Annotated in this window: 26 protein-coding genes; 16 read left to right on the top strand and 10 right to left on the bottom strand. The window is 72.0% G+C overall.

Annotation, left to right across the window (positions count from 1 at the left end):
• Position 1 precedes the first annotated feature (1 nt).
• Positions 2 to 388, top strand: coding sequence for a YunG family protein (locus FJQ56_RS12860; protein ID WP_140009978.1), 387 nt, complete (start codon positions 2 to 4; stop codon positions 386 to 388).
• 32 nt (positions 389 to 420) lie between these two features.
• On the opposite strand, the gene FJQ56_RS12855 is transcribed toward FJQ56_RS12860, so the two are convergent.
• Positions 421 to 1,593, bottom strand: a complete 1,173-nt coding sequence (locus FJQ56_RS12855; RefSeq protein WP_140009977.1) for a hypothetical protein — start codon at positions 1,591 to 1,593, stop codon at positions 421 to 423.
• Complete coding sequence (locus FJQ56_RS12850) at positions 1,590 to 2,087, bottom strand: SigE family RNA polymerase sigma factor (RefSeq protein WP_140009976.1); 498 nt, start codon at positions 2,085 to 2,087, stop codon at positions 1,590 to 1,592. Before FJQ56_RS12850 ends, FJQ56_RS12855 begins: the two co-directional genes overlap by 4 nt.
• A gap of 116 nt (positions 2,088 to 2,203) precedes the next feature.
• Between FJQ56_RS12850 and FJQ56_RS12845 the strand changes: the two genes are divergently transcribed.
• The 4 genes from FJQ56_RS12845 to FJQ56_RS12830 are packed head-to-tail and all read left to right on the top strand — an operon-like array spanning position 2,204 to position 5,278.
• A complete protein-coding gene (locus FJQ56_RS12845; RefSeq protein WP_140009975.1) occupies positions 2,204 to 3,100 on the top strand; it encodes a GNAT family N-acetyltransferase in 897 nt (298 codons plus the stop codon).
• Positions 3,097 to 3,801, top strand: a complete 705-nt coding sequence (locus FJQ56_RS12840; RefSeq protein WP_140009974.1) for a 5-oxoprolinase subunit PxpA — start codon at positions 3,097 to 3,099, stop codon at positions 3,799 to 3,801. Before FJQ56_RS12845 ends, FJQ56_RS12840 begins: the two co-directional genes overlap by 4 nt.
• Positions 3,798 to 4,421 (top strand): 5-oxoprolinase subunit B family protein, encoded by a 624-nt coding sequence (locus FJQ56_RS12835; protein WP_140009973.1) that lies wholly within the window; start codon positions 3,798 to 3,800, stop codon positions 4,419 to 4,421. The genes FJQ56_RS12840 and FJQ56_RS12835 overlap by 4 nt, the downstream gene beginning before the upstream one ends.
• Positions 4,418 to 5,278 (top strand): 5-oxoprolinase subunit C family protein, encoded by an 861-nt coding sequence (locus FJQ56_RS12830; RefSeq protein WP_140009972.1) that lies wholly within the window; start codon positions 4,418 to 4,420, stop codon positions 5,276 to 5,278. The genes FJQ56_RS12835 and FJQ56_RS12830 overlap by 4 nt, the downstream gene beginning before the upstream one ends.
• Here the strand turns inward: FJQ56_RS12830 and FJQ56_RS12825 are convergent.
• Both FJQ56_RS12825 and FJQ56_RS12820 read right to left on the bottom strand, forming a co-directional pair.
• A complete protein-coding gene (locus FJQ56_RS12825; protein ID WP_140009971.1) occupies positions 5,265 to 6,269 on the bottom strand; it encodes a GNAT family N-acetyltransferase in 1,005 nt (334 codons plus the stop codon). The two genes, FJQ56_RS12830 and FJQ56_RS12825, sit on opposite strands and share 14 nt — an antisense overlap.
• Before the next feature lie 11 nt (positions 6,270 to 6,280).
• Positions 6,281 to 7,657 carry a DNA polymerase IV gene (locus FJQ56_RS12820; RefSeq protein WP_140009970.1) on the bottom strand — a complete coding sequence of 459 codons (1,377 nt, stop codon included), beginning with the start codon at positions 7,655 to 7,657 and terminating at the stop codon, positions 6,281 to 6,283.
• Between the two features lie 132 nt (positions 7,658 to 7,789).
• Between FJQ56_RS12820 and FJQ56_RS12815 the strand changes: the two genes are divergently transcribed.
• Positions 7,790 to 8,836, top strand: coding sequence for a DUF4192 domain-containing protein (locus tag FJQ56_RS12815; RefSeq protein WP_140009969.1), 1,047 nt, complete (start codon positions 7,790 to 7,792; stop codon positions 8,834 to 8,836).
• A 52-nt stretch (positions 8,837 to 8,888) separates the two neighbouring features.
• Entirely contained in the window at positions 8,889 to 10,364 is a 1,476-nt protein-coding gene (locus FJQ56_RS12810; RefSeq protein ID WP_140009968.1) for a glutamate-cysteine ligase family protein, read from the top strand.
• Positions 10,365 to 10,400: 36 nt separating this feature from the next.
• On the opposite strand, the gene FJQ56_RS12805 is transcribed toward FJQ56_RS12810, so the two are convergent.
• Positions 10,401 to 10,871, bottom strand: a complete 471-nt coding sequence (locus FJQ56_RS12805; RefSeq protein WP_246084137.1) for a hypothetical protein — start codon at positions 10,869 to 10,871, stop codon at positions 10,401 to 10,403.
• 84 nt (positions 10,872 to 10,955) lie between these two features.
• Here FJQ56_RS12805 and FJQ56_RS12800 point away from each other — a divergent pair, with 84 nt between their 5' ends.
• A complete protein-coding gene (locus tag FJQ56_RS12800; protein WP_140009967.1) occupies positions 10,956 to 11,333 on the top strand; it encodes a universal stress protein in 378 nt (125 codons plus the stop codon).
• 11 nt (positions 11,334 to 11,344) lie between these two features.
• Here the strand turns inward: FJQ56_RS12800 and FJQ56_RS12795 are convergent, their stop codons facing one another.
• Complete coding sequence (locus FJQ56_RS12795; protein ID WP_140009966.1) at positions 11,345 to 12,244, bottom strand: alpha/beta fold hydrolase; 900 nt, start codon at positions 12,242 to 12,244, stop codon at positions 11,345 to 11,347.
• Between the two features lie 54 nt (positions 12,245 to 12,298).
• Here FJQ56_RS12795 and FJQ56_RS12790 point away from each other — a divergent pair, with 54 nt between their 5' ends.
• Both FJQ56_RS12790 and FJQ56_RS12785 read left to right on the top strand, forming a co-directional pair.
• Positions 12,299 to 12,877 (top strand): HhH-GPD-type base excision DNA repair protein, encoded by a 579-nt coding sequence (locus tag FJQ56_RS12790; protein ID WP_140009965.1) that lies wholly within the window; start codon positions 12,299 to 12,301, stop codon positions 12,875 to 12,877.
• Between the two features lie 163 nt (positions 12,878 to 13,040).
• On the top strand, positions 13,041 to 14,555 hold the full coding sequence (locus tag FJQ56_RS12785) for an RNA polymerase sigma factor (RefSeq protein ID WP_140009964.1): 1,515 nt from the start codon (positions 13,041 to 13,043) through the stop codon (positions 14,553 to 14,555).
• A 79-nt stretch (positions 14,556 to 14,634) separates the two neighbouring features.
• Here the strand turns inward: FJQ56_RS12785 and FJQ56_RS12780 are convergent, their stop codons facing one another.
• Positions 14,635 to 15,438 (bottom strand): IclR family transcriptional regulator domain-containing protein, encoded by an 804-nt coding sequence (locus FJQ56_RS12780; protein WP_140009963.1) that lies wholly within the window; start codon positions 15,436 to 15,438, stop codon positions 14,635 to 14,637.
• Between the two features lie 178 nt (positions 15,439 to 15,616).
• On the opposite strand from FJQ56_RS12780, the gene FJQ56_RS12775 reads away from it, so the two are divergent.
• The 6 genes from FJQ56_RS12775 to FJQ56_RS12750 all read left to right on the top strand — a co-directional run bounded on the left by FJQ56_RS12775 (position 15,617) and on the right by FJQ56_RS12750 (position 22,973).
• Positions 15,617 to 17,233, top strand: a complete 1,617-nt coding sequence (locus tag FJQ56_RS12775) for a bifunctional 3-(3-hydroxy-phenyl)propionate/3-hydroxycinnamic acid hydroxylase (protein WP_140009962.1) — start codon at positions 15,617 to 15,619, stop codon at positions 17,231 to 17,233.
• Positions 17,234 to 17,338: 105 nt separating this feature from the next.
• Positions 17,339 to 18,559, top strand: a complete 1,221-nt coding sequence (locus FJQ56_RS12770) for an alpha/beta hydrolase family protein (protein WP_140009961.1) — start codon at positions 17,339 to 17,341, stop codon at positions 18,557 to 18,559.
• A complete protein-coding gene (locus FJQ56_RS12765) occupies positions 18,556 to 19,944 on the top strand; it encodes an amidohydrolase family protein (protein WP_140009960.1) in 1,389 nt (462 codons plus the stop codon). Before FJQ56_RS12770 ends, FJQ56_RS12765 begins: the two co-directional genes overlap by 4 nt.
• 70 nt (positions 19,945 to 20,014) lie before the next feature.
• On the top strand, positions 20,015 to 20,887 hold the full coding sequence (locus tag FJQ56_RS12760; RefSeq protein WP_140009959.1) for a dioxygenase family protein: 873 nt from the start codon (positions 20,015 to 20,017) through the stop codon (positions 20,885 to 20,887).
• Positions 20,888 to 20,940: 53 nt separating this feature from the next.
• Entirely contained in the window at positions 20,941 to 22,161 is a 1,221-nt protein-coding gene (locus tag FJQ56_RS12755) for a CaiB/BaiF CoA transferase family protein (protein ID WP_140009958.1), read from the top strand.
• Positions 22,158 to 22,973, top strand: coding sequence for a citryl-CoA lyase (locus tag FJQ56_RS12750; protein WP_140009957.1), 816 nt, complete (start codon positions 22,158 to 22,160; stop codon positions 22,971 to 22,973). Before FJQ56_RS12755 ends, FJQ56_RS12750 begins: the two co-directional genes overlap by 4 nt.
• 18 nt (positions 22,974 to 22,991) lie before the next feature.
• Here the strand turns inward: FJQ56_RS12750 and FJQ56_RS12745 are convergent, their stop codons facing one another.
• From FJQ56_RS12745 to FJQ56_RS12735, 3 genes are all read right to left on the bottom strand, one after another.
• The gene (locus FJQ56_RS12745) at positions 22,992 to 23,477 is read right to left on the bottom strand and encodes a DUF4760 domain-containing protein (RefSeq protein WP_140009956.1); all 486 of its coding nucleotides are present in this window, start codon (positions 23,475 to 23,477) and stop codon (positions 22,992 to 22,994) included.
• Positions 23,478 to 23,538: 61 nt separating this feature from the next.
• Positions 23,539 to 24,375 (bottom strand): DMT family transporter, encoded by an 837-nt coding sequence (locus tag FJQ56_RS12740; protein ID WP_140009955.1) that lies wholly within the window; start codon positions 24,373 to 24,375, stop codon positions 23,539 to 23,541.
• 141 nt (positions 24,376 to 24,516) lie between these two features.
• Positions 24,517 to 24,741, bottom strand: a complete 225-nt coding sequence (locus FJQ56_RS12735) for a DUF7455 domain-containing protein (RefSeq protein ID WP_140009954.1) — start codon at positions 24,739 to 24,741, stop codon at positions 24,517 to 24,519.
• Positions 24,742 to 24,929 lie beyond the last annotated feature (188 nt).

The following is a 24,929-nucleotide window of genomic DNA, read 5'->3' as shown; positions in this document are numbered from 1 at the left end:
CATGACGACACGGACCTTGGCAGAGATCGAAGCTGTGGTGCGCTCGTCCTGGGGGCCTGACACCTCCTTCGCCACTGCCGACTACATGGCTCGCGGTGATGGTCGGCCGTCACGAGGTCAGTGCGCAACGACCGCACTGCTGGTCCAAAGCCTGCTCGGTGGCGACCTGATGGTGGCCGACGTCGAGTTCGAGGGTCGGATCGAGGGCGTCCACTACTGGAACGTGATCTCCGGTGAGGTCGAGATCGACCTGACGCGCGACCAGTTCGGTCCTGGTGAGTCACTGGTCAACCAGCGCCGCGTGACGACGCCTCGTAGCCCCTCCTCGGCAGGCGAGCAGCCGTTCCAGCTGCTCCGAGATCGAGTCGTCGCCGCGCTGGGCTCCTGAGCGTCGTCACGTCGTGCAGCTCACCACCGAGCTCACCGCCCAGCTCCCGACGTGTCATCGGTGGTCACGTCGTCGAGCACCGGGACGGTCTGCGTCTGGCCCTCCTCGGTGACGGTGAGCTCGATGGGTGCCTCGGTCAGTCCGCTGATGATGAGGGACGCCTGCTCGGGGATGGCCCCGCAGCCGGCCTTCGGTCTCTCGATGGAGAGACTGACCGACGATCCGTCACGGGTGGCGGTGCCGACGGGTGGACACCGGTCCGGCGTGCGCGGTCGGAACGTGACGGTCTCAGCAACTGCATCCCAGGACGCCACTCCGGTCGGGAGTCCCTGGTTGTTGTATCCCAGGGTGTGCACGACCACGGTGAGGTCGTGCGGCTCGGGGTCTCGCGACACGGGGGAGAGGGTGATGGTCCCGCCGTCACGGACCGGGCTGCCGGACTCGGGCTCGGAGCTGACGGGTTGGTCGGGGGTGTCGAGAACCCGCGAGTCGTCGACCTCGAACCCCGCCTGACCCAGCACGGCCCGGCGCTTGGTCAGGCGGTACTCACCACCGAACGGGACCGTGGTCCAGTCATCGGGTAGCGCCATGGCGGAGGCTCGGATACGCGCGATCTCGTCTGCGGCGTCGACCCCCGCGATACGGAAGCGGATCGTCACGTGCTGGTCCGGGAACGGGGCGCTGGCGTAACAGACCGACGGGATCGAGTCCTTGCACAGCAGTGAGTCGTCCCGGTTGCGGTCGGCCTCGTCGTAGGGGGCGAAGGTGACCACGGCCTCCGCCTCGATGCGGTCCTCGCAACGATCGTTCGGGTCGGTCTGGTGCGGGTTGGTCCTGATGCTGACGACGTTCGTCAGGAGCGTGCTGATGCGGCAGGCGGACTCGACGACGAACCAGTCATGGGGGACGGCCACGACCACCCCGCTGGCGCCTACCCACTTGGTTCCGCCGGGCGGGTCGGGGAACGGCTCGAGGTCCGGTGCGTCGGGCTGGTCGGCCGTATCGATCCTGTGGTCCGGGCTCGGGGTGCCGGCAGTCGCGACAGAGACGCCAGCGACGACGACCGCGGCGACAGCCACGCTGGCGAGAACGGCTCGGCGGCGACGCTTGATGTGGTGCCCGGCCGCGAGCAGGTCTCGGACCGGTGCGGGGCCCAGGCGCAGGGCGTCGAGCTCTTCCAGCGTGGACGGTCGCTCGTCGGTCATGTCGGGGGTCCTTCGATGAGGTGGCTGCTGGTCGCGAGCTGCGCGACGGCTCGCGACAGGCGGCTCTTGACGGTGCCGGGGGCGATGCCGAGGGTGTGGGCGATCTGGGCCTCGGTGAGGTTCGCGTAGTAGCGCAGGACGACGGCCTCCCGGTTGGGCGGGCTCAGGTCGGCGAGGGCACGTCGTACCGAGTCGGTGACGTCCACCTCGACGGTGGCGTCGGGGACCGGCTGATCGGGGAGGAACTCGGTGGGTCGTTCGCCCCACCACCTGCGCCGCCGGCTGTCGCGGTGACAGTTGAGGAGGATGCGGTAGACGTAGGCGTCGCGGTCCTCGACGCGTTGCACCCTGCGCCACGCGGTGTAGCACCGCAGCAGTGTCGTCTGGGCCAGGTCGTGGGCTTCGTCGACGGTGCAGCCCAGGACGACACCGGACCGCACGAGCGCACCCCAGCGAGCGGTTGCGTAGGCGGAGAAGTCTCCGTCGGTGTCCACTGACTCTCCTGGCTGTAGGTCCCTCTACCCAGTCAACGAGATGCTGATGACCTCAGGTTCCACGGCACGCGACGCGCGACGACGGGTCGGGTCCTCCAGATGGAAGGATCAGGCTCGTGGACCTCGTGCTGACCCCCGTGACCGATCCGTCGTACGACGACCTCGTCGAGCACCTCGTCGCCCGCCGCTTCCTGGGCGAGCAGGCCGACGAGGGGCGGGCCCGGGAGGCGGCGCAGGCGATGGCCGCTCGGGTCCGCGAGCGCGCCGAGGTCCTCGACGCGCGCGACGCCGACGCCGACGCCGACGCGACCGTGGGTCGGGTGTGGCTGGTCGAGCAGGGCGACGACCGCGCGGTCCTGCACCTGCGGCTGACCGACCCCGCCCACGCGGTCGGCGTGCGCGAGGCGGTCGAGGCCAGGGCCGCGGCGGCCGGCGCCGCCCGGCTCACCGTCGGCGTCTTCCCCGGGGACCCCACGACCGAGGCGTTCGTCGCGGGTGGGGGCTACGAGACCGCGGCGGTCCAGATGCGCCTCGACCTGGCGCGCGACCTGCCGGCCGAGGAGGTCGTGGCGCTCGTGCCGATGGACCAGGCGGCGTACGACGTGTGGGAGGCCGACGAGGTCGAGGCCTACGCCGAGGCCCGGGCCAAGTCGGGGGAGTCGCCCGAGCGGGCCCTGGAGATCTCGAGGCAGCAGCACGCCGAGCTCCTCCCCGACGGCCTGGACACCGAGCACCACCAGTTCTTCGTCGGCCGCGTCGCCGGTGAGCAGGTCGGCACGCTGTGGATCGGGACCGAGCGGCCGATGGCGTTCGTCTACGACGTGCACGTCGACGAGGGGCACCGCCGTCGGGGCTACGGCGCGGGACTGATGCGGGCCGGGGCGCTGTGGGCCCGTCGGCACGGGTCGCACGCGCTGGGCCTCAACGTGTTCGGCTACAACCACGGCGCCCGGGCGCTCTACGAGGGCCTGGGCTACGACACCGTCGAGGTGTTCCAGGGCAAGGGGCTGTGACCGGTCGGTCGATCGACCTCAACGCCGACCTCGGCGAGGAGGTCACCGACGACGACGCGCTGCTCGACGTCGTCACCAGCGCCAACGTCGCGTGCGGCTACCACGCGGGGTCGCCGGCGATCATGCGCGCGGTGTGCGACGGCGCGGTCGGGCGCGGGGTGACGGTCGGCGCCCAGGTGTCCTACGCCGACCGCCCGAACTTCGGTCGGGTCGCCGTCGACGTGGCCTACGAGATCCTGCGCGAGCAGGTCGCCCACCAGGTCGGCGTCCTCGACGAGATCGCGCGCGCCGCCGGCACCTCGGTGCGCTACCTCAAGCCCCACGGGGCGCTCTACCACCGCGTGCTCGACGACGAGGAGCAGGCGGCTGCGGTGCTCGCCGGCTCCGGCGGCCTGCCCGTGCTCGGGATGCCGGGCGAGCTGCTCGACCAGGCCGCCGGTGCCGGGCGGACGGTGTTCCTGGAGGGCTTCCCCGATCGCGCGTACGCCGCCGACGGCCGCCTGGTCCCGCGGGGCCGGCCGGGGGCGGTCCTCGACGACAGTGCCGCGATCGCCGCGCACGCGGTCGGGCTCGCGCCGAGCGTGCACTCCGTCTGCGTGCACGGCGACACCCCGGGCGCGGTCGCGCACGCCCGCGCCGTCCGCACCGCCCTCGAGACCGCCGGGTGGCGGCTCGAGGGGCTGGGAGGCCCGGGGTCGTGAAGCCCGGGGTCGCGAGGTCCGGGCCCGTCCGACTCGTCCCGGTCGGCCCGTCGGCGTTCCTGGCCGAGGTCGCCGACGCGCGGGCCGCGCTCGCGTTGGCGTCGTGGGCCCGATCGGTCGGGGTGCGGGCGGTCGAGGTGGTGCCGGCGGCGCGGACGGTGCTGTTCGACGGGGTGGCCGACCGGGACGCGCTGGAGCGGACGCTCGCCGCCTGGGTGCCCGGCTCGGGCGTCGAGGACGGCCCGTTGGTCGAGGTGCCCACGACGTACGACGGACCCGACCTCGACGACGTCGCCGCGCGGTGGGGGACCGACCGGGCCGGGGTGGTCGAGCAGCACGCGGCGCTGACGTTCGTGTCGGCGTTCTGCGGGTTCGCTCCCGGGTTCGCCTACCTGGCCGGCCTGCCCGACGCGCTCGCCGTCCCGCGCCTGGACACCCCGCGCTCGCGGGTGCCGGCCGGGTCGGTCGGGCTGGCCGGCGCGTGGTGCGGGGTCTACCCGACCGCCTCGCCAGGTGGGTGGCGGCTGCTCGGCCGTGCCGACGTGAGGCTGTGGGACCCCGAGCGCGCCCGGCCGGCGCTGCTCGCACCCGGTACCCGGGTCAGGTTCGTGCCGCGATGACGTCGACGACCACGACGGACTGGGAGGTGCTCGACGCGCCGGGGTTGGTGACCGTTCAGGACGACGGTCGTCTCGGCCTCGCCCACCTCGGGGTGCCCCGGGCCGGCCCGCTCGATCCTCCGGCCGCCGCGCTCGCGGGTCGGCTGGTCGGCGACGCAGCCGGTACGGCGGTCCTCGAGGTCACGCTCGGTGGGGTCACCCTGCGTGCCGGCGCAGCCCGCTGGGTCGCCGTCACCGGCGCCCGGTGCGCCGTGACGGTCGGCGGCTCGGCACGCGGCCACGGCCGGGCGGAGTGGGTCCCCGCGGGGGCGGAGCTGCGACTGGGCCCGGCGACCTCCGGCGTGCGGTCCTACCTCGCGGTCGGCGGGGGCTGGGCGCCCGACCCCGTGCTCGGGTCCCGCTCGACCGACACGTTGGCGTGGGTCGGACCGCCCCGGGTCGTCGCCGGTCTGCACCTGCCGGTGGGTGCGGTCGCGGGGCCGCCCGCAGCGGTCGACGTACCGGGGCGGGAGCGGAGCGGACCGCTGCGCGTCGACCCCGGCCCACGGCTCGACCGGTTCGCGGCCGGCACCCTGGAGCGGCTGTGCGCCACGGCGTACGTCGTCGGTGCGGCCTCGGACCGGGTCGGGCTGCGGCTCGAGGGGGAGCCGCTGGTGCGGGTCGACGAGCGCGAGCTGGCCAGCGAGGGCATGGTGCTCGGCGCGGTGCAGGTGCCGCCCGACGGTCGTCCCGTGGTGCTGCTCGCCGACCACCCGGTCACCGGCGGCTACCCGATGGTGGCGGTGGTGCGGCACGACGACCTGGCGCTGGTCGCGCAGCTCAGGCCGGGGGAGCCGGTCTCCTTCAGACCCGCCTGACCATCTCGACGGAGGCCTCCACGGCCTCGAACCCCATCTCCTCGTTGATCGCGACCATCCAGTCGTTGGTCTCGGCGTTCTGGGTGACCACCCGTCGGATCTCGGGGTGGGCCTCCTGCACCGCGCGCAGGTTGGCGGCCTTGACCGCCATCCCGAGCCGCCGGCCGCGGTGCTCGCGGCCCACGAAGGTGCCCCACTGCGAGGCGTCGGTGCGACCACCGGCGGGCGGCACCGCGATCGTGGAGTAGGCCGCGACGGTGCCGTCGGGGGCGAGGGCCACCGCGCACCACATCCGGCGCCCGCCGTCGAGGAGCATCTGCTCGTTGTCGCGGAACCGCTCGGGCGTCATCACCTCCTCCTCCCAGTCGGTCTCGCCGGTCGGGGCGTCGACCGCGAGCAGGCCGAAGATCGCCACGAACGACTCGAGCAGCTCATCGGGGATCCGGTCGCGGTAGGTCTCGATGCGGAAGCCCTCGTGCTTGACCGCCGCCTGCGCCGACCAGCGCTCCAGGTCGGTCACCGGCACCGGCAGCGCGAGGTGACGCACGACCTCGACGTTGGAGAAGGAGTAGTCGGCCGCCTCGGCGAAGCGACGGTTGCGGTGCGTGGACACCTGGTCGAAGGGCAGCTTGGTCTCGGCGAGCAGGACGGTGCGCCCGTCGGCGAGGGCCAGGTGCTCCACGGCCTCGAGCAGCTGCCGCCCCAGACCGCGGCCCTGGGCGTCGGGGTCGACGCACACGCCCACCCAGGCCTTCTCGAGGTTGTCGAGCAGGGGAGCGAAGTAGACGGCCCCGCCGACCATCCGGCCGTCCTCCCACCCCCCGAGCAGCACCTTCTTCTCGCCCACGTCGTCGTGGCGCCACATCGACGCCATCTCGGGCCACGACCAGTGCGGTGCGTCCTCGCGCCCCACGAGCATCGCGCGGCGCTCGACGTCGTAGGAGGCACGCAGGGCGAGGTCGCTGGTCGGGTCGACGGGCTTGATGTCCACGACGTACGACGCTACGCGGGTGGGTCGGCCGCCGGCATGTCGTTTTCGGTGGGCTCGGCCGGCCGCCACGGGCGCAGGGCGGGCTCGTCGAGCGCGTAGGACCGGACCGGGCCCGGCGGCGTGCCGGCGGTCTCGAAGCGCACCGTCACCACCCCGCGCCCCGAGCCCCACACCCAGCCGCGACCCATCTCGTCGTGCTCGACGTCCTGGCCGGGGGCGTAGACCGAGCGTCGCGCCTTGACACCTGCCTCGACGGCGTCGACGCCGAGGACCTCGTCCTCCTCCGGCGCGCCGTCGGCGCCGTCGGTGTCCGAGGACTCGCCGAACAGGTCGTCCTGGATCCAGTCGGCCAGCCCGGACACCCCGACCCCGAGGAGCCGGACGCCGCCGGAGGTGTCGAGGTCGGTCAGCAGCGCGCGGGCCAGCCGGGCGACCGTCGCGGTGCTGTCGGTGGGCTCGGGCAGCGTCGTGGAGCGGTTGAGGGTCGTGAAGTCGTGCAGGCGCACCTTGATCGTCACCGTGCGTCCCGACAGGCCGTGCTTGCGCAGGCGGGCCGCGACCTCGCCGGCCTGGCGTGTCAGCAGGCCCTCCATCAGCCGGCGGTCGGTCAGGTCGGTCTCGTAGGTGCCCTCGCTGCTCACCGACTTGGCCTCCCGCTCGGCGACGACGGGCCGGTCGTCGTGGGCCCGGGCCAGCGCGTGCAGGCCGGTGCCCTGGGCCTGGCCCACCAGGCGCAGCAGCTCAGCGAGGTCGACGGCCTCGAGGTCGGCGACCGTCTGGATGCCGGCGCGGCGCAGCCGCTCGGCGGTGACCGGACCCACGCCGGGGATGACCGACACGCTCATCGGCCGGAGCAGGTCGCGCTCGGTGCCCGGCGGCACCACGACCAGGGCGTCGGGCTTCTCCAGGTCGCTGGCGACCTTGGCGATGAACTTCGAGGTGCCCAGGCCGATCGACGCGGTCAGCCCCCCGGTCGCCACGGCCACCCGCTCGCGCAGGTCGGCGGCGTACGCCGTCACGGTGGCGACCTCGAGGTCGGGCAGCCCGGCGCGCTCGAGGTCGACGAAGGCCTCGTCGAGCGAGAGCGGCTCGACCAGCGGCGAGACCTCGCGCAGCAGGCGCATCACGACGTCGCTGGCCTCGCGGTAGGCGTGGAAGCGGCCGGTCAGGAAGGCGGCGTGCGGGCACCGCGACCGGGCCTCGCGGGTGGACATGGCCGACCGGACGCCGTACCGGCGGGCCTCGTAGGACGCCGTGGCCACGACCCCACGCCCGCCGACCCCGCCGACGACGACGGGCTTGCCGCGCAGCGAGGGCTTGTCGCGCTGCTCGACCGAGGCGAAGAAGGCATCGAGGTCGAGGTGGAGCACCGACGCCTGCTTCCGCACCTGGTGAAACTACCTGCTTCCGGCCTGTGGAATTGACCGGGAGTCGACCACAACCGCCGGGTCCACGACCGATGTCCACAGCCCCGGCCGGTCACCGCGTCGGGTGTCCGTGCCGCCGGGAACGGTCGTCCCATGACGAACTCGACGAACCCGCCCACGCCGCCCACCCGCCTGACCGCCCGGTCGCCCGAGGACCTGCTGGCCGCCGCCGCGGTCGTGCTCGGGTTCTGGCCGACCGAGTCGGTCGTGATGCTCACCTTCGACGCCGCGCACCCGTTCCACGCGCGCGTCGACCTGCCCGTCGACCCCGATGCGATGCCCGAGCTGGCCGCGACCCTGGCCGCGCCGGCGGTCCACCACCGCGTGGGCCGGGTGGTCCTGCTCCTCTACTCCGCGGACGCCGACCGCGTGCAGGCGGCCTGGCGTGCCCTGCGAGCCGCGTTGCGACGCCATCGCATCACGGTGGTCGAGGCACTGGCGGTCGGCGACGACCGGTGGCGGTCGCTTCTCGCCACGTCCGACCGGGCCGGCGAGGACGAGCCCGAGGCGGTCCCGTTCGACCCGGTGCGGCTGGCTGCCCACCCGTTCCTGGCCCAGGCCGTCCTCGACGGCCGGGTCCTGCACCGCTCCCGGGACGACCTGGCCACCTCCCTGGAGCCGGACGCCGCGGCCGTCGCGCGCGTCGAGCGGGCGGTGGCGGGGCTCGCGACCCGGCCGGGTGCGCTCGATGCGCCCTCGGCCCAGCTCGCCGAGGGCACCTGGGCGCAGGCGCTCGTCGCGCGCCACCTCGCTGCGACCTCGCCCGCCCCGGCCGCGGCGCCGAGCGACGCCGACGTCGCCCGGCTGCTGTGCTCGATGCAGGTGCTGCGCGTCCGCGACGCCGCCTGGTCGGCGATCACCCGGGCTCGGGCGCGCCCGGCGGTCGCCTTCTTCGCCGACGTGCTGCGCCGCTCGCCGCGCGAGCTCCGCCCGGCCGCCGCGGCCCTCCTGGCCTGGGCGGCCTGGCAGTCCGGTGACGGGGCGCTGGCGTGGTGCGCGCTCGACCGCTGCGACGACGTCGACCCCGCCTACGGGCTGTCCGCGCTGATCGCCGAGGCGCTCGAGCGCGCCGTCCCGCCGTCGGTGATGGTCGACGGGTTCGACTGGAGGGAGGGGCTCGAGGGCCTCGAGACCGGTTGAGTCCACCCGCGAGTGCGACTCGCCGAGGGCCGCGGGGCAGTAGGTTCGCGTCATGGGCGAAGAGGTCGACCTCCAGGAGTTCACTCCCGCCGACCGCACCCGGCACCGCGAGAAGGTACGCCGCTGCCTCGACGTGTTCGCCCGGATGCTGCGCGAGGCGGCGTTCGACACCGACGACCCGATGACCGGGCTCGAGGTCGAGCTCAACCTGGTCGACGAGGTCGGCGACCCGGCGCTGAAGAACGCCGAGGCGCTCGAGGCGATCGCCGATCCCGACTTCCAGACCGAGCTGGGCCAGTTCAACATCGAGATCAACGTGCCCCCGGCCAAGCTGCGCGAGCGCGGCCTGGAGCGGTTCGAGGCCGACCTGCGCCGCAGTCTCAACGATGCCGAGACCAAGTCCGCCGAGGTCGGCGCGCACCTGGTGATGATCGGCATCCTGCCGACGCTCGCCGAGGGGCACATGGGGCTGCACTCCATCAGCGCCAACCCGCGCTACAAGCTGCTGAGCGAGCAGATCCTCGACGCCCGGGGCGAGGACCTCGCCATCACGATCAGCGGCGCCGACCGGCTCGACACCACGTCGGACTCGATCCTGCCCGAGGCGGCCTGCACGAGCACCCAGCTCCACGTGCAGACGGCGCCCGACCACTTCGCGTCGTACTGGAACGCCTCCCAGGCGATCTCGGCGATCCAGCTCGCCGTCGGGGCCAACTCGCCCTACCTGCTGGGCCGCCAGCTCTGGCGCGAGACCAGGATCCCCCTGTTCGAGCAGGCCACCGACACCCGCAGCGAGGAGCTCAAGGCCCAGGGCGTGCGGCCGCGCGTCTGGTTCGGCGAGCGCTGGATCACCTCGGTCTTCGACCTGTTCGAGGAGAACGTCCGCTACTTCTCGGCGCTGCTGCCGATCACCGACGACGAGGACCCGTTGGCCGTGCTCGAGGCCGGCGGCACGCCCGAGCTGCCCGAGCTGCGCCTGCACAACGGCACGATCTACCGGTGGAACCGGCCGGTCTACGACGTCACCGGTCCGCCGGACGCGCGGGTCCCGCACCTCCGCGTCGAGAACCGGGTCCTGGCCGCCGGCCCGACGGTCGCCGACACGATGGCCAACGCGGCGTTCTACTTCGGGCTCGTGCGCGCGCTCGCCGAGAGCGAGCGCCCGCTCTGGTCGCAGATGTCGTTCAGCGCCGCCGAGGAGAACTTCCACGTCGCGGCCCAGCACGGCATCGACGCCCAGGTCTACTGGCCGGGGGTCGGCCAGGCCCGCGCCACCGAGCTGGTGCTGCGCCGCCTGCTGCCGATGGCCCACGAGGGCCTGGCCGCCTGGGGCGTCGAGACCGCCACCCGCGACCGGCTCCTCGGCATCATCGAGCAGCGCTGCCTGCTCGGCACCAACGGAGCCGAGTGGTTCGCGCGCGAGATGGACCAGCGCCGCGGCCAGGACCGGTTCGACGCGCTGCGCACCACGCTGCTCGACTACCGCGAGCGCATGCACACCAACGAGCCCGTGCACACCTGGTCCTGACCGACCCCCCACCCCCCGGCACCCGCGCAGCGGGCGTCACGCGCGCAGTCGCAGCCAGTCCCGGTAGACCCCGGTCGACGGGTCGAGCCAGCTGCGTCGCGTGACCACGACCATCGGCAGCGCCCGGCCGAGCTCGGCCGCGGCGGCGCGGGCCGCGGTCAGCCAGGCGAGGTCGACGTCACGGGTCTCGCGCGCACCGCTGCGGCTCAGCCAGACGAGGGTGGGCGACCCCGCGACCTGCGTCTGCCGCACCATCGCCTCGAGCACGTCGGTGCGCAACGCGTGGTCGAGCCCCTGGTCGCCCAGGGTCAGCGCCGCGGTCACGCCCCCGGGCACCCCGACGTGCACCACCGGCGGGTGGACGCGGCGCCGCTCCTGGCCCACGTGCTCGAGCACGGCGCGCCGCAGCAGCGCGAGCAGCCGCCGGTCGACGGGCTCGGTGATGGCGCTGCGTGGCGACGCGGGGCCCGGGTGGGGCCGCTGCGCTGCCTGCGTGGGCGGGTCCATGCCGACCACTCTGCCCGAGCCCGCCGGACAGTCCCGGCGGTTCTCCACAGGTCACCGGCGCCCGGTCACGGTAACCTGCGACACATGTCGACCGTGGTTGTGGGATACGTGCCGAAGCCCGAGGGAGATGCCGCCCTCGACAAGGCCATCGAGGAGGCACGCCTGCGTGGCTCCGAGCTCGTCGTCGTGCACTCCCACCGCGCCCGCGGGGACGAGCCCGAGCCCGACCTGGCGGCGGTCCGCGCCAAGCTCGACGCGTCCGGCGTGACCTACGAGGTGCGCCAGCTCGTGCGTGGCTTCGAGGCCGCCGAGGACCTGGTCAGCGTCGCCGAGGCCCAGGACGCCGAGCTCATCGTGATCGGGCTGCGGCGCCGTACCCCCGTCGGCAAGCTGATCCTCGGCTCCAACGCCCAGCGCGTGCTGCTCGACGCCCACTGCCCGGTGCTGGCCGTCAAGGCCTGATCGTCAGATCGTCAGGGCCTGATCGTCGCCGCGAGGTCGGCGATCATCTGCTCGAGGTGACCGAGCGAGATCGACAGGTGACCCTCGTCCGGCAGCAGGTGACTGCTGGCGTGGGTCAGGCGGGCAGCCAGCCACCGGCCGTGGCTCGGCGGCACCATGAGGTCGACCTCGCCCTGCCAGACGAACGTCGGCACCTTTCGCGAGACGAGGCCGTCGAGGTCGAACCCCCACGGTCGTGTGAAGGCGAGGTCGTCGTCGAGCCACCCGTCGACGCCCGGGCGCAGCGCCTCGGCGAACGAGGCCACGAGGTCCTCGCCCAGCTGGACGCCCCGGGCGCCCAGCACGGCTGCCCGGTCGACCTCGGGAAGGATCGAGGCCATCGACTCCACGAGCTGCGCGGGCGTCGTCCCCCGCATGGCTGCGGCCTGCTCCTCGAGCCACGGCCGGACGTCGTCCTCGCCGGCCAACGCGAGGCCGAACTCCTCGACGTTGTCCTCGCCCATCCCGGTCATGAAGTCGAGGTCGGGCTCGCCCCACGGACCGACGCCGGCGATGCAGAGGACCCCGGTCACGCGATCGGGCAGCAGGGCCGCCGTGGCCAGCGCGTGCGGCCCCCCGCCGGAGGCACCCATCGTCGCGCACGTCGCGACTCCCAGGTGGTCGAGCAGCGCCTCCACGTCGGCGGCCACGTCGGCCACGGTGCGTCCGCGGTGACGGGTGGAGCCGCCGTAGCCGGCCCGCGAGAACGTCACGACCCGCACCCCGGCGGCGGCCGCCACCGCGTCGAGGTGCCGGTCCCGGGTGCCCGCCCCGGGGGTGCCGTGGTGGGCCACCACGGTCGGTAGGGCCGGGTCGCCGGGGCCCGGGTCGAGGTCGAGCAGCCGGCCGTCGGGCAGCGAGATCGTCTCCATCACCTCAGCCTAGGCACGCCGGGGGCGCGCCGGATCGTGCGGCAGGATGAGGTCATGAGCGCGCACCCCGTCCGCATCACCGGCGACGAGACGGCCGACCAGATCCTCACCGACAACAGCTTCGCGCTGCTGATCGGCATGATGCTCGACCAGCAGTACCCCATGGAGCACGCCTTCCGCGGCCCGGCCAAGGTCGCCGAGCGCCTGGGCTCCTTCGACCCGCACCGGATCGCGGCCGCGGACCCCGACGAGTTCGCCGCGCTCTGCTCGACCACGCCGGCCATCCACCGCTTCCCGGGCTCGATGGCCGCGCGGCTGCAGGAGCTGGCCCGCATCGTCGTCGAGCAGTACGACGGCCACGCCGAGCGCATCTGGACCGAGGCCGCCGACGGCAAGGACCTCGGCAAGCGGCTCCAGGCGCTGCCCGGGTTCGGGGTCCAGAAGGCCAAGATCTTCGTGGCCCTGCTGGCCAAGCAGCTCGACGTGCGCCTCGAGGGCTGGGAGAAGGTGGCCGGTGACTACAGCCTCGAGGGCTACCGGTCGGTCGCCGACGTCGTCGATCCGGCCAGCCTGCAGAAGGTGCGCGACTTCAAGAAGGAGAAGAAGGCCGCCGCCAAGGCAGCCACCGCCTAGCCTGTCGGTCCGACCCGTCGGTGGGCGGGAGCCGACCTGTGGTCGGAGCATCACCAGGCTCGTGGCAGGATGAGCACAGCGGCTCTTGACGACAGCGGTCTTTGTCGCGCCCCGAACCATGACGCAGCACAACATGCCCGTGCCACAACCTGCCTGACGAGAGGTGTTCGTGTCCTCGAACGCACGCAAGATCCCCACCGAGGTGCTCGCGCACCCCGCCGTCGTCCAGCTCATCGAGCAGGCCGCGCCGACCGGGGCGTTCAGCCCCGACCAGGTACGCCGCGCCAGCGATGAGGCCGGCGTCGAGCCTCGGCACCTCAAGTCGCTGCTCGCGCACCTCAGCGGGCTCGGCCTGAGCGTCGAGCTGCCCGCCGACGCCCGGGCCGCCGCCGCCACGACCGGCACCCGCAAGACCGCCACGGCCGCCGCCAAGAAGGCCACGCCGGCCAAGAAGGCGGCCGCGACGACCGCGCCTGCCGAGCCGGCCGAGCCTGCGACCGCACCGGCCAAGAAGGCCGCGCCCGCCAAGAAGGCCGCGCCGGCCAAGAAGGCCGCGGCGAAGAAGGCCGCAGCCCCGGCCACGGCCGAGGCCATCGGGCCCGACGGCAAGAAGGTGCTGCCCGACCTGCCCGACGACCAGTTCGAGAAGGACGTCGTCGCCGACCCCTCCATCAAGGAGGCGGAGGAGGAGGCCACCGCGACCTCCAGCTTCGTCGTCTCGTCCGCCGACGAGACCGACGAGCCGGCCCAGCAGGTCATGGTCGCCGGCGCCACCGCCGACCCGGTCAAGGACTACCTCAAGCAGATCGGCAAGGTGCCGCTCCTCAACGCCGAGATGGAGGTCGAGCTCGCCAAGCGCATCGAGGCCGGGCTGTTCTCCGAGGAGAAGCTCGCCAAGGGCGGCAAGCTGTCGGCCAAGGTCCACGAGGAGCTCGAGTGGATCTCCGAGGACGGTCGACGCGCCAAGAACCACCTGCTCGAGGCCAACCTGCGGCTCGTGGTGTCGCTGGCCAAGCGCTACACCGGCCGCGGCATGCTGTTCCTCGACCTCATCCAGGAGGGCAACCTCGGTCTCATCCGTGCGGTCGAGAAGTTCGACTACACCAAGGGCTACAAGTTCTCGACCTACGCGACCTGGTGGATCCGTCAGGCCATCACCCGCGCCATGGCCGACCAGGCCCGCACCATCCGCATCCCGGTGCACATGGTCGAGGTCATCAACAAGCTCGCCCGGGTCCAGCGCCAGATGCTCCAGGACCTCGGCCGCGAGCCCACGCCCGAAGAGCTCGCCAAGGAGCTCGACATGACCCCCGAGAAGGTCATCGAGGTCCAGAAGTACGGCCGCGAGCCCATCTCGCTGCACACGCCCCTCGGCGAGGACGGCGACTCCGAGTTCGGTGACCTCATCGAGGACTCCGAGGCGATCGTCCCGGCCGACGCCGTGTCGTTCACGCTCCTGCAGGAGCAGCTGCACGCGGTCCTCGACACCCTGTCCGAGCGCGAGGCCGGCGTGGTCTCCATGCGCTTCGGCCTCACCGACGGCCAGCCCAAGACCCTCGACGAGATCGGCAAGGTCTACGGCGTGACCCGCGAGCGGATCCGCCAGATCGAGTCCAAGACGATGTCGAAGCTGCGCCACCCGAGCCGCTCGCAGGTGCTGCGCGACTACCTCGACTGACACACGTCCTCACCCCCTGGTGCCCCAGGTCTCGTCGTACGACGAGGGACTGTGGGCAGGGGCGGGTCGCGTGGTCGGGTCAGGCCTCGACCGGGGCGTAGGGGATCGCATCGCGGCGGGCCCAGTCGGCGCTGACCTTGGATGCGGTGGCGAGCAGTTTGGGCAGATGCTCTCCGAGCAGGACGTCGGTGGAGGTCTCGGCGGCGTGCACGGTCACGTTGAGAGCCGCGCGGACGGCGCCGGAGCCGTCGCGCAGTGGGGCGGCGATCGAGCGGATGCCGGGAGCGAGATGCTCGTCGGTCAGGGACCAGCCTTGGGCCCGTACCTCGCCCAGCACCTCGAGCAGCTCCGGTAGGTCCGGCTTCCACCGAGGGTCGATCCCGGATCGTGACGGCTCGCTCAACGCCGCGGCGACCTGGTCATCGGTCAGGCCGGCGAGCAGCACCTTGCCCATGGACGTCGGTGCTGCCGGGAACTTGGTGCCGATGCGGACGACCAGCGCGATGAGCTTGGGGACCGCGACGCGGGCGACATAGACGATGTCGGAGCCGTCGAGCTCCGCGATCGAGCTCGACTCGCCGGTGCGGGCAACGAGCTCCTGGAGCCTGGGTCGGGCGACGTCCCACATGTCGACCTGCTGGACGTAGGTCATTCCGAGCTCGAGAACCCGCGGCGTCAGGGTGTAGCCGGCGCTGGAGGAGCGGACGTAGCCGAGTGCCTCCAGCGTGTAGAGGATGCGTGACGCGGTCGGGCGGGGTAGGCCGGCACTGGTGGCCAGCTCGGCAAGGGTCATCCCGGAGCGGCCGGGCTCGAAGGCCGTGATGAGGTCGAGGCCACGGGCGACCGCCTCGACGAAGTTTGGGTTGCTGTCGCGGCGCGGCATGGGGGCTCCTCGGTCGACGTAGCGGTCTAGCCAGTCTGTCCGCTCTGCGGACGAATGTCCAGATTGTTGGTTCGGTCACTCGCGGGACCTTGACCACGTGTCGGTGGTCACAGAGTGTGGGGTTGTCACCAAGAACCGCCGCTCTGCGGACGGTTGTCCGAAACGAAGGAGTCCTCGGATGGACCAGTACGACGTCGTGGTCATCGGCTACGGGCCCTGCGGGCAGATGGCCAGCCTGCAGCTGGGTCAAGCCGGGCACAGCGTGATCGCGCTCGAGCGTCACCCGCAGCTCTACGGCCTGTCTCGTGCCGGCCACATCGACGACGAGATCATGCGCACCCTCGACCGTGTCGGCGCCGGCGAGGAGTTCCGCGAGGACGCCGTCGCGTGGGAGCTGTACGACATGCGGAACAAGGCGTTCGGTGGCGAGCTGCTGATGAGCCTGGACTGGTCCACCATCGGTCCCCACGGTCACCGCGGCCACTGGATCTTCTACCAGAACAACCTCGAGATGGCCCTGAACCACCGGGCCACCTCCCTGGACAACGTCGAGGTCCACATGAACCACGAGGTCGTCGAGATCGACCAGGACGCCGACGGCGTCGTGGTCACGTACCGCGATCGCAAGACCGACGAAGAGCGCACCGTGCGCGCGGCCTACGCGATCGCCGCCGACGGCGACAACTCCTTCGTCCGCAGCCAGCTCGGCATCACCACCACCCCCGGCAACGTCGGCCCGCTGCAGCTGGTCATCGACACCGTCCAGAAGCACGAGCTGGATTTCGCGTTCGACAACGGTCAGTTCGCCGACCCCGAGCGCCCTGGATGCCTGTTCCAGCTCGGCAAGACCCACCGCCGCTGGGAGTTCACCCTGCTGCCCGGGGAGAAGGCCGAGGACTTCACCCTCGACCGGGTCTGGGAGCTCCTCGAGCCCTGGGTCACGCCGGAGGACGTCGAGGTCCTGCGCCACCCCGTCTACCAGTTCCGCGAGTCCATGACCGACGAGTGGAGCCGCGGCCGCATCTTCCTCGTCGGCGACGCCGCTCACATCCTGTGGCCCTTCGCCGGCGAGGGCATGTGCAACGGCCTGCGCGACGCCTCGGCCCTGACCTGGCGCCTCGACCTAGTCCTGCGCGGCCTGGCCGAGCCGACCGTCCTGGACTCCTACGAGGGCGACCGCAAGCCCAACATGCAGGGCTGGACTGACTTCTCCCGCGAGATCGGACTGCCGTGCATCATCACCGATCCGGCCGCCGCCGACGAGCGCGACGGGTTCCTCAAGGCCGTCCAGCAGGACCCGAGCCTCATGCCACCTCCGACCATCCCGGGGGGCTACACGGCATTCGCCCGTGAAGCCGACCCGCTGGCCGGCGCGCCCGCGGTCCAGGGGCAGGTCAGGGTCGACGGACGTACCGGCCTCTTCGACGACGTCGTCGGTCGAGGCTTCCAGCTCATCGTCACCGACCCCGCGGTCCTCTCTGGGCTCACCGACGACAACCGGGCCTACCTCGAGACCCTCGGCGCGATCGTCACCGCCGTCGTCTCCAGCAGCACCGACGACGCCGGCGCGGTCGTCGATGCTGAGGGCACCTACGCCGGTTGGTTCGGCGAGCACGGCCGTGCCGCGGTCCTGGCCCGCCCGGACTTCTGGTTGTACGGGTCCGCCGCGGACGCCGTGGACGTCAACGCGCTCGTCTCCGACCTGCGTGCGGCACTCGCCGGTAGCGGCAGCACCGGAGCCGGCGCAAACGGGACCGTGGTGTCTGGTGCCGGGGAGCCGACTGCGGCGCACTGACCCGGACCGCACCACGGACCGATGCGGCCCAAGGCGCCCGCAGGGCACCGCACGACGGGCGCGGCGCACGAGCGCAATGCCAGGACACCCGAGGAGTGACCACAGGTGAGTGACACCCAGGACAACCCCGAGCCGCCGTGGAAGGCGGCCGCAGAGGCCCACAAGCGCGCCATGCCGCTTCAACGCCTCACCGGCAACGGCATGGACTACGCCGACGTCGTCGCGCTCTACGCCGCGGTCGACGACGGGGTCGAGTGGCAGGACGCCGCCGAACGGCTCGGGAGGGTGAACCTCGACCGAGCCAACGAGGCCGCCGCGGCCGGGCACGACATCACCGCCCGGTCGTGGTGGTTGGCCGCCTCGGCCTGCTTCCGCGTCGCTCAAGTGGTGCTAGAGGATGGTGACCGCAAGCGCGACCTGTTCACCGACATGATGAACGCCTACGGCGCCGCCGGCGCCTTGAACGAGCCACCCGTCGAGCACTGGCACATCGCCCACCACGACGACCGACAGGACGGCCAGCTCGGCGGCTGGCTGACCCTGCCCGCGAGCGGAACAGTGGCGCGCACAGTCCCGGTGGTGGTGATCTTTGGCGGCTTCGACGGCTGGCGTGAGGAGTACCACGTCGGCGCCACCTACCTCCACCAACGGGGGGTCGCCACGCTCCTGCTCGACGGTCCCGGACAGGGTGAGTCCCGGCTGTTCGGCGGCCTGGTCCTTACCCCAGACTTCACCAGCGCCTTCGCTGCCGTGCTCGACCGGCTCCAGTCAGACCCGCGCCTCACCGGGCCCATCGGTATCTGGGGCAACTCCATGGGCGGTTTCCTCGCCGCCGCCGTCGCTGCGGCCGACCCACGGATCGCCGCGTGCTGCGTCAACGGCGGAACCGTCCGGCCCGCCGAGATTCTCCAGCGATACCCCCGGTTTACCGCCAAGGTCCGACCCCTGCTCGGCATCGACGAGGACGCCGCGGCCGTCAGCGCCATGGAGACCTACACACTCGGCGCCGACACTCTCAACGACCTCCGATGCCCCCTGTTAGTCCTGCATGGCACCCCGGACCAGGTGTTCCTCGTCGCCAACGCCCGAGCCTTGTACGACCAGGCCGCCAGCACCGACAAGACCTGGCGCGAGTGGCCCGACGGCGACCACTGCATCTACAACCACTCCCACGAGAAGCACACCCTGGTCGCGGACTGGTTTGCCGACCGCCTCCACACCACCAGCCATGCACCCACTGCCGAGGGCCACGCCGACGACCTCGCCGGCCAGCCGAACCCCGACCACTCGACCGACGAGCACGCTCCCGCAGGAGGAACCCGATGACGACGCAGCAGAGCGCCAGCACCAATGACACGGCCCCGACAGGCGACATCCTCATCAGGGGTGCCCACCTGCTGACCCAAGACCCTGAGTTCGGCGAGCTCGTCGGCGACGTCTTGATCCGCAACGGCAAGATCGCCGCCATCGGCCCCGATCTCGGCAGCGCGGACACCGGCGGCGTCACCGTGATCGACGGCACCGACCGCGCGGTCCTGCCCGGGTTCGTCGACACCCACCGCCACACATGGCAGGGTGCGGTCCGTCAGACCGGCATTGGCTGGGACTTCGGCGCCTACCGCCAGCACATCCAGCTCACGTGGGGCCCCGAGTACACACCCGACGATGTCTACGTCGGCAACATCATCGGCGCCCTCGGCGCACTCGACGCGGGGATCACCACGCTGCGCGACGAGTCCCACATCCAGAACAGCCCCGATCATTCCGACCAGGCCGTCGCCGCACTCCAGGACTCCGGCATTCGCGGGGTGTTCGCCTATGGCTGGCCCTCGATCGACTCCAACAAGTGGATGCTGCGCGGCGAGGCCACCCACCCCAACGACATCCGCCGCGTCCGCCAGCAACTGCTGCCCGACGACACCGCCCGGGTCACCTTGCAGGCAATGCTTCGTGGGCCCGAGCTCTCCACGACCGAAGTGACCGCCCAGGACCTCGCACTCGCCCGTGAGCTGGGCGTTCGGTCGAGCATGCACGTCGGCAACGGACCCTGGGGCCCTGAGTTCCGGGGTATCGGCTCCCTGGGCGAAGCCGGCCTGCTCGGGGAGGACCTGCTGTTCATCCACTGCTGCACCTCTGACGACGAGGAACTCAGGATGCTCGCCGACAGCGGGGCGCACGCCTCGGTCTCCGCCGCCATCGAGGCCGTCCTGCCGGGCCTGGGCGCACCCGCGACCGGACGCCTTCTCGCGCACGGCATCCGCCCCAGCCTGTCCATCGACACCGAGGCCACCGTGGCCGGCGACATGTTCAACGTCATGCGCTCCGCCCTCACCGCCCACGGCCTGGGCATCACCATGCAGCCCGAGGCATACGCCGACCTCCCCGCCTTCACTCCCCGCGACCTCCTCGAGTTCGCCACCATCGCCGGCGCCAAGGCCTCTGGCCTCGCTGACCGCACCGGCAGCCTCACCGTCGGCAAGGACGCCGACCTGATCGTGTTCCGCCTGGACCAGTTCACCACCGTCCCCAGCAGCGACATCGCCGCCTCCATCGTCGGCGCCGGGCACCCCGGCAACGTCGAGACCGTCCTGGTCGCCGGCAAGGCCGCGAAGTGGAACGGCCACCTCACCCATCCCGACCTCGCCGACCTCCGCACCCGTGGCGAGGCCTCACGCGACCGCCTGCTCGCCACCCCGCTCGTCGAAGGCTGAACAGACCCGCCAGCAGGCCGACCGACCTGCCGTCCGCCGTGCCCCCCATGGCGCCCGCAAGGAGAACCAGATGACCGACACCCGATACGCCGAGCTCACCGAGGAAGCAACCCGCCGCTGGGCCACCGCCCACACGCCACGGATGGCCGAGCTGATGACCAGTCTCGTCAAGCACGCCCACGACTTCGCCCGCGAGGTCAACCTCACCGAGGCCGAGTGGATGGCCGCGGTGCAGTGGCTCACCAAGACCGGTCAGATCAGCAACACCAAGCGCGAGGAGTTCATCCTTGCCTCCGACGTCATCGGCCTCAGCATGCTGGTGGTCCAGATCAACCACGACTTCTCGCCGGTCGCCACCCCGGCCACCGTGCTTGGCCCGTTCCACATCGACGGCTCCCCGCCCGCCCCCTATGGCCACGACATGTCCGACGGGCTGGCCGGAACACCCCTGTTCGTCACCGGAACCGTCACCGACACCACCGGCGCGATCATCCCTGACGCGATCCTCGACGTGTGGCAGGCCGACGCCGACGGCATGTACGAAGCCCAGATCAGCGAAGCCGCTGAAGCCCGCCTCCGAGCGAAGTACCAGGCCCGCGAGGACGGAACCTACTGCGTCCGCTCGATCGTCCCCCTCGGCTACTCCATCCCCATGGACGGCCCGGTCGGAGCCCTCATCAGCCAGACCGAGATCAGCCACTACCGGCCGGCGCACATCCACTTCCTCCTCGAGGAACCCGGCTACCAGCGGCTCATCACGCACATCTTCGAGAAGGACACCAGGTTCCTCGACAGCGACGTCGTGTTCGGCACTAAGCCCCAGCTCGTCACCCCGTTCGTGACCCACGACAGCGGCACCGCACCCGACGGCACTGTGTTCACCACCCCGTTCGTCACCGCCGAGTTCAACTTCGTCCTTGAGCCCGCCGAGGCCGGCGCCTGAGGCAAGCGTCCGGGACCACCGCCATCGCTACCAAAGCTCCCCCGGAAGGACTCATGTCCGACACCACGAACTCCCACGATCACCAGCCTGACCAGCAGCGTGATCAGCACGCGAACGGACCGCGAGGGCCCCTCGACGGTCTGGTCGTCGCCGACTTCTCCCGCGTCCTCGCCGGCCCCTACGCCACCATGCTGCTGGCCGACATGGGCGCCACCGTCATCAAGGTCGAGGGCCCCGGCGGCGACGACACCCGCCACTGGATGCCGCCCACCCGTGACGAGGTGTCGACCTACTACCTGAGCATCAACCGCAACAAGCGGTCCATCACCCTGGACCTCAAGGACCCCGACGATGCCGCCGTGGCCCGACGCCTCGCCGACCGAGCCGACGTCGTGATCGAGAACTTCAAGCCTGGCGGGCTGGACAAGTACCAGCTGGACTACGACAGCGTCGCGGCAAGCAACCCAAAGGTCATCTACACCTCCATCAGCGGCTTCGGGACCGGCGGCGGCGCGCACCTGCCCGGCTACGACCTCATGGTCCAGGCCATGTCGGGGCTGATGAGCCTCACCGGGTCGCCTGACGGCCCCCCGTACCGCGCAGGCATCTCGGTCTTCGACGTGATGACGGGCATGCACGCGCTCATCGGCACCCTGGCCGCCCTCAACGAGCGCCACCAGTCCGGCCGCGGGCAGCACATCGAGGTCAACCTGCTCTCCTCCGCGCTGTCGGGGCTCGTCAACCACACCGGCGCCTATGCCGCAGCCGGAGCCGTCCCGCACCGCATGGGCAACGCCCACCCATCCCTGTTCCCCTACGAGCCGCTCGAGACCGCCGACGGCGAGATGGTCATCATCGCCGGCAACGACCGACAGTTCGCCGCCCTGGCCAAGGTCCTCGGTCGGCCCGAGCTCGCCGACGACCCCCGGTACGCGACGGTCGCCGACCGCACCGAGAACCGCGACGCCCTCAAGCCCGTGCTCGAGGCGCTGCTCAAGGAGCACACCCGCGCCGAGTGGTTCGACCTCCTCACCGGTGCCGGGCTGCCCGCCGGGCCCATCAACACCGTGCAGGAAGGCGTCGAGTTCGCCGCCAGTCTCGGCCTGGAGCCGGTCGTAGAGGTTGGCACCGGCACCACCGCCGTACCCCTCGTGCGCAACCCGATCGGGTTCTCCCGCTCGTCGCTGCGCTACGACCTACCGCCCCCCACGCTCGGCGCCGACAGCGACCACGTCCGCTCCTGGATCAACGACAACACCGGAGAGTTCGCATGAGCAGCAACCACGAGGGATACCCGACATCGCTCGGTGTCTCCACCGTCGACACCATCTCCCTGATGGGCCGGGACCTGTCCGCAGACCTCATCGGCAAGGTCGACTTCGGCGACCTCGCCTACCAGCTCATCACCCTCCGCGAGCCGACCGCGGGACAAGCAGCCATGTTCAACGCCGTCCTCGTCGCGCTCGCCGACCACGGGTTCACCCCCACTGCGATCGCGGCCCGTCTGACGTGGCTCAGCGCACCGGACGCCATCCAGGGCGCCCTCGCCGCCGGGCTGCTCGGCGGGGGGTCGCGGTTCCTCGGCGTCAGCGAGGACACCGGCACGTTCCTCGCCGATGCCCTCGCCGTCGTCGACGGTCAGGTCCCCACCGACGACATCGGGTGGGACGCCCTTGCCACCAGTGCCATCCAGCAGCGCCGCAAGGCTGGCGGCTTCGTCCCCGGCCTCGGACATCACCTGCACAAGAACGGCGACCCACGCGTCGCCAGGCTCCTCGCCCTTGCCCAGGAGCACGGCACCTACGGTCCCCACCTGGCGCTGTTCGCCGCGATGGGCCGCGTCGCCCCCGACGTGCTCGGCAAGCGCCTACCCCTTAACGGCGCTGGCGCCTGCGGAGCCGTGCTCGCCGACCTCGACGTCCCACTGCCCATGCTCCGCGGGGTCGTCCTGCTAGCCCGCTGCGCAGGCCTCCTCGGTCAGCTTGCCGAGGAGATGCGCACCCCGATCGCGTCCCGCATCTTCACCCAGGTCGAGGCCGCCGCCGAGTACCTGCCGATCGACCATGATGGGCCCACCCAGGCCTAGGGTCCTCCCGGACCGCCGTCAACGCCCGGAGCTGGGCGGCTGACGGTGCGCCTCGTGCCACCGCGTGGCCTCTCCTGCGAACGCGCGCAGGTGGGGCCACACCTGCCACGTCTGGTCCTGGTCCCGGTCCGCGATGACGTGCTGGGCGCGTGACCACGCCCGGGCGATCACGTGGCCCCACTCCTCGAGGGCGACGTCGCGGTCGACGTACCCCTTCTCGACGTAGAGCGAGAAGACGTCGAACATCGCCAGGGCGCGGTTGACCAGCTGGTAGTCGTCCGGGTGGTCCTCACGTAGGCGACCGGCGTCGGCCTGGTTGTGGACCCGCTGGTAGAGCAGTCGGCGGCCGTTCTGCAGGTCCGGGTCGATGAGGCGCTCGTGCAGCTTGAGGAACAGGTCGCGCCGGTCCTGACGGCGGCGGTCGATGAGGTTGATCAGGTTGATGGCGAACGCGGCGACCGAGATGACGATCGCGGCCATCGTGAGGACGTCTCGTGTGGTCACGCGCCGAGGCTAGGGCCAAGGGTAGGTCCGCGTCCTGCTGTCGCGACGACACCGGTAGATCTCAGGCGGCGGCGATCAGCCCGACCGCGACGGCGCACAGCGCGAGGCCGACGGCCTGGTCTCGGTGGATCCGCTCGCGCAGCAGCAGCGCGGCGAGCAGCACCGTGAACGCCGGGTAGAGCGAGGTGATGACGGCAGCCACGGTGAGGTAGCCGGTCTGGGTGGCGACCAGGAACAGCCCGGTCGCGGCCGAGCCGAGTGCGCCGCTGACGAGCCCGACGTACGCCGTCGGCTGCCGCGGCACCCAGGGCTGCGCGAGCACGGTGGCCACGAGGGCGACGACCCCGGCGCCCACGACGCTGTTGAGGGCCAGCGGCAGGAAGCCGGAGTCCTCCGGGATCTGCCCGAGGGCCGCGAACAGCACGCCGAAGCCGAGGCCGGCCAGGACGCCGTCGACCAGGCCGGCCGCGCTGACCGCGGGCTGGTCGTCGGGGGCCGGCTCGCGGGCGACCAGCCAGATCGCCGGCAGGGCCGCGAGGATCCCCAGCCAGGCCAGGAGCCCGGGGCGCTCGCCGGTGGTCAGCCCCACCACCAGGGGGACCAGGGCGGCGCCCACCCCGGAGACCGGTGCGACCACGCCCATCCGGCCGGCGGCCAGGCCGCGGTAGAGGAACGCCGTCCCGACGCCGTTGCCGACCCCGGCGAGGACGGCCCACCCCACGTCGACCGGGCGGGGGTCACCACCGACGACCACGCCGAGGACGAGGGCCACCAGCCCGCCGCCGACCTGGGAGGTGAAGGCGATCGTCCACGGGCTGACCCGGCGCGAGACGACGCCGCCGACGAAGTCGGACAGGCCGTAGGCGATCGCCGCGCACAGCGAGAGCAGGACGGCCACGGGGGAGAGGCTGGCACATCGCGGCCACCGGGTCCGCCGGTGCCCCCGGTGCTGTCGTGGTCGAGACGCACGACGGCCCCGGACCGAGGTCCGGGGCCGTCATCGTCCTGGCTCAGTCGCGAGCCAGCTGTTCGTCAGTCGTCAGTCGTCCGCGGGCTTGCTGGGCGTCGCGCCGAGCTTGTGGGTCTCGTCGACCACGCTGGCTGCGATCTGCTTGAGCTTGTCTCCGTGCTCGCGGGCGTGGTGAGCGCAGAAGAGCAGCTCGCCACCGCTCTGGAGCTCCACCCGGAGGTAGGCCTGGGCGCCGCAGCGGTCGCAGCGGTCCTCAGCAGTCATCGTGGTGCTGGGGGCGGTTGCAGTCGTCACTTGGTGGCCTCTTCTCATCTCGTCGGTGCTGTGTCCAACGTAGCCAGCGGAACCAAGATTCCCACTTCGACGTGGTGCACACCACTCGATCCCGTCGTGCAGGGTATGCCCCGTCCGGCTGGTTCCATGCCGTGGACGCCGTCGTCGTTGGCTGCCGGGGGGATCTGTCGGTGTCGAGCGGTGGAGCG

Source organism: Nocardioides plantarum, from assembly GCF_006346395.1.
Lineage (GTDB): Bacteria > Actinomycetota > Actinomycetes > Propionibacteriales > Nocardioidaceae > Nocardioides > Nocardioides plantarum.
The sequence above is the reverse complement of the archived record's forward strand: the minus strand, read 5'-3'. Positions and strand labels throughout refer to the sequence as shown.

What these genes read in the sequence shown, in the direction of transcription:
- FJQ56_RS12860 (WP_140009978.1), top strand. Translation starts at nt 2, where the DNA reads ATGACGACACGGACCTTGGCAGAGATCGAAGCTGTGGTGCGCTCGTCC.
- FJQ56_RS12855 (WP_140009977.1), bottom strand. Translation starts at nt 1,593, where the DNA reads ATGACCGACGAGCGACCGTCCACGCTGGAAGAGCTCGACGCCCTGCGC.
- FJQ56_RS12830 (WP_140009972.1), top strand. Translation starts at nt 4,418, where the DNA reads ATGACGTCGACGACCACGACGGACTGGGAGGTGCTCGACGCGCCGGGG.
- FJQ56_RS12815 (WP_140009969.1), top strand. Translation starts at nt 7,790, where the DNA reads ATGACGAACTCGACGAACCCGCCCACGCCGCCCACCCGCCTGACCGCC.
- FJQ56_RS12810 (WP_140009968.1), top strand. Translation starts at nt 8,889, where the DNA reads ATGGGCGAAGAGGTCGACCTCCAGGAGTTCACTCCCGCCGACCGCACC.
- FJQ56_RS12805 (WP_246084137.1), bottom strand. Translation starts at nt 10,871, where the DNA reads ATGGACCCGCCCACGCAGGCAGCGCAGCGGCCCCACCCGGGCCCCGCG.
- FJQ56_RS12800 (WP_140009967.1), top strand. Translation starts at nt 10,956, where the DNA reads ATGTCGACCGTGGTTGTGGGATACGTGCCGAAGCCCGAGGGAGATGCC.
- FJQ56_RS12795 (WP_140009966.1), bottom strand. Translation starts at nt 12,244, where the DNA reads ATGGAGACGATCTCGCTGCCCGACGGCCGGCTGCTCGACCTCGACCCG.
- FJQ56_RS12790 (WP_140009965.1), top strand. Translation starts at nt 12,299, where the DNA reads ATGAGCGCGCACCCCGTCCGCATCACCGGCGACGAGACGGCCGACCAG.
- FJQ56_RS12780 (WP_140009963.1), bottom strand. Translation starts at nt 15,438, where the DNA reads ATGCCGCGCCGCGACAGCAACCCAAACTTCGTCGAGGCGGTCGCCCGT.
- FJQ56_RS12775 (WP_140009962.1), top strand. Translation starts at nt 15,617, where the DNA reads ATGGACCAGTACGACGTCGTGGTCATCGGCTACGGGCCCTGCGGGCAG.
- FJQ56_RS12765 (WP_140009960.1), top strand. Translation starts at nt 18,556, where the DNA reads ATGACGACGCAGCAGAGCGCCAGCACCAATGACACGGCCCCGACAGGC.
- FJQ56_RS12760 (WP_140009959.1), top strand. Translation starts at nt 20,015, where the DNA reads ATGACCGACACCCGATACGCCGAGCTCACCGAGGAAGCAACCCGCCGC.
- FJQ56_RS12755 (WP_140009958.1), top strand. Translation starts at nt 20,941, where the DNA reads ATGTCCGACACCACGAACTCCCACGATCACCAGCCTGACCAGCAGCGT.
- FJQ56_RS12750 (WP_140009957.1), top strand. Translation starts at nt 22,158, where the DNA reads ATGAGCAGCAACCACGAGGGATACCCGACATCGCTCGGTGTCTCCACC.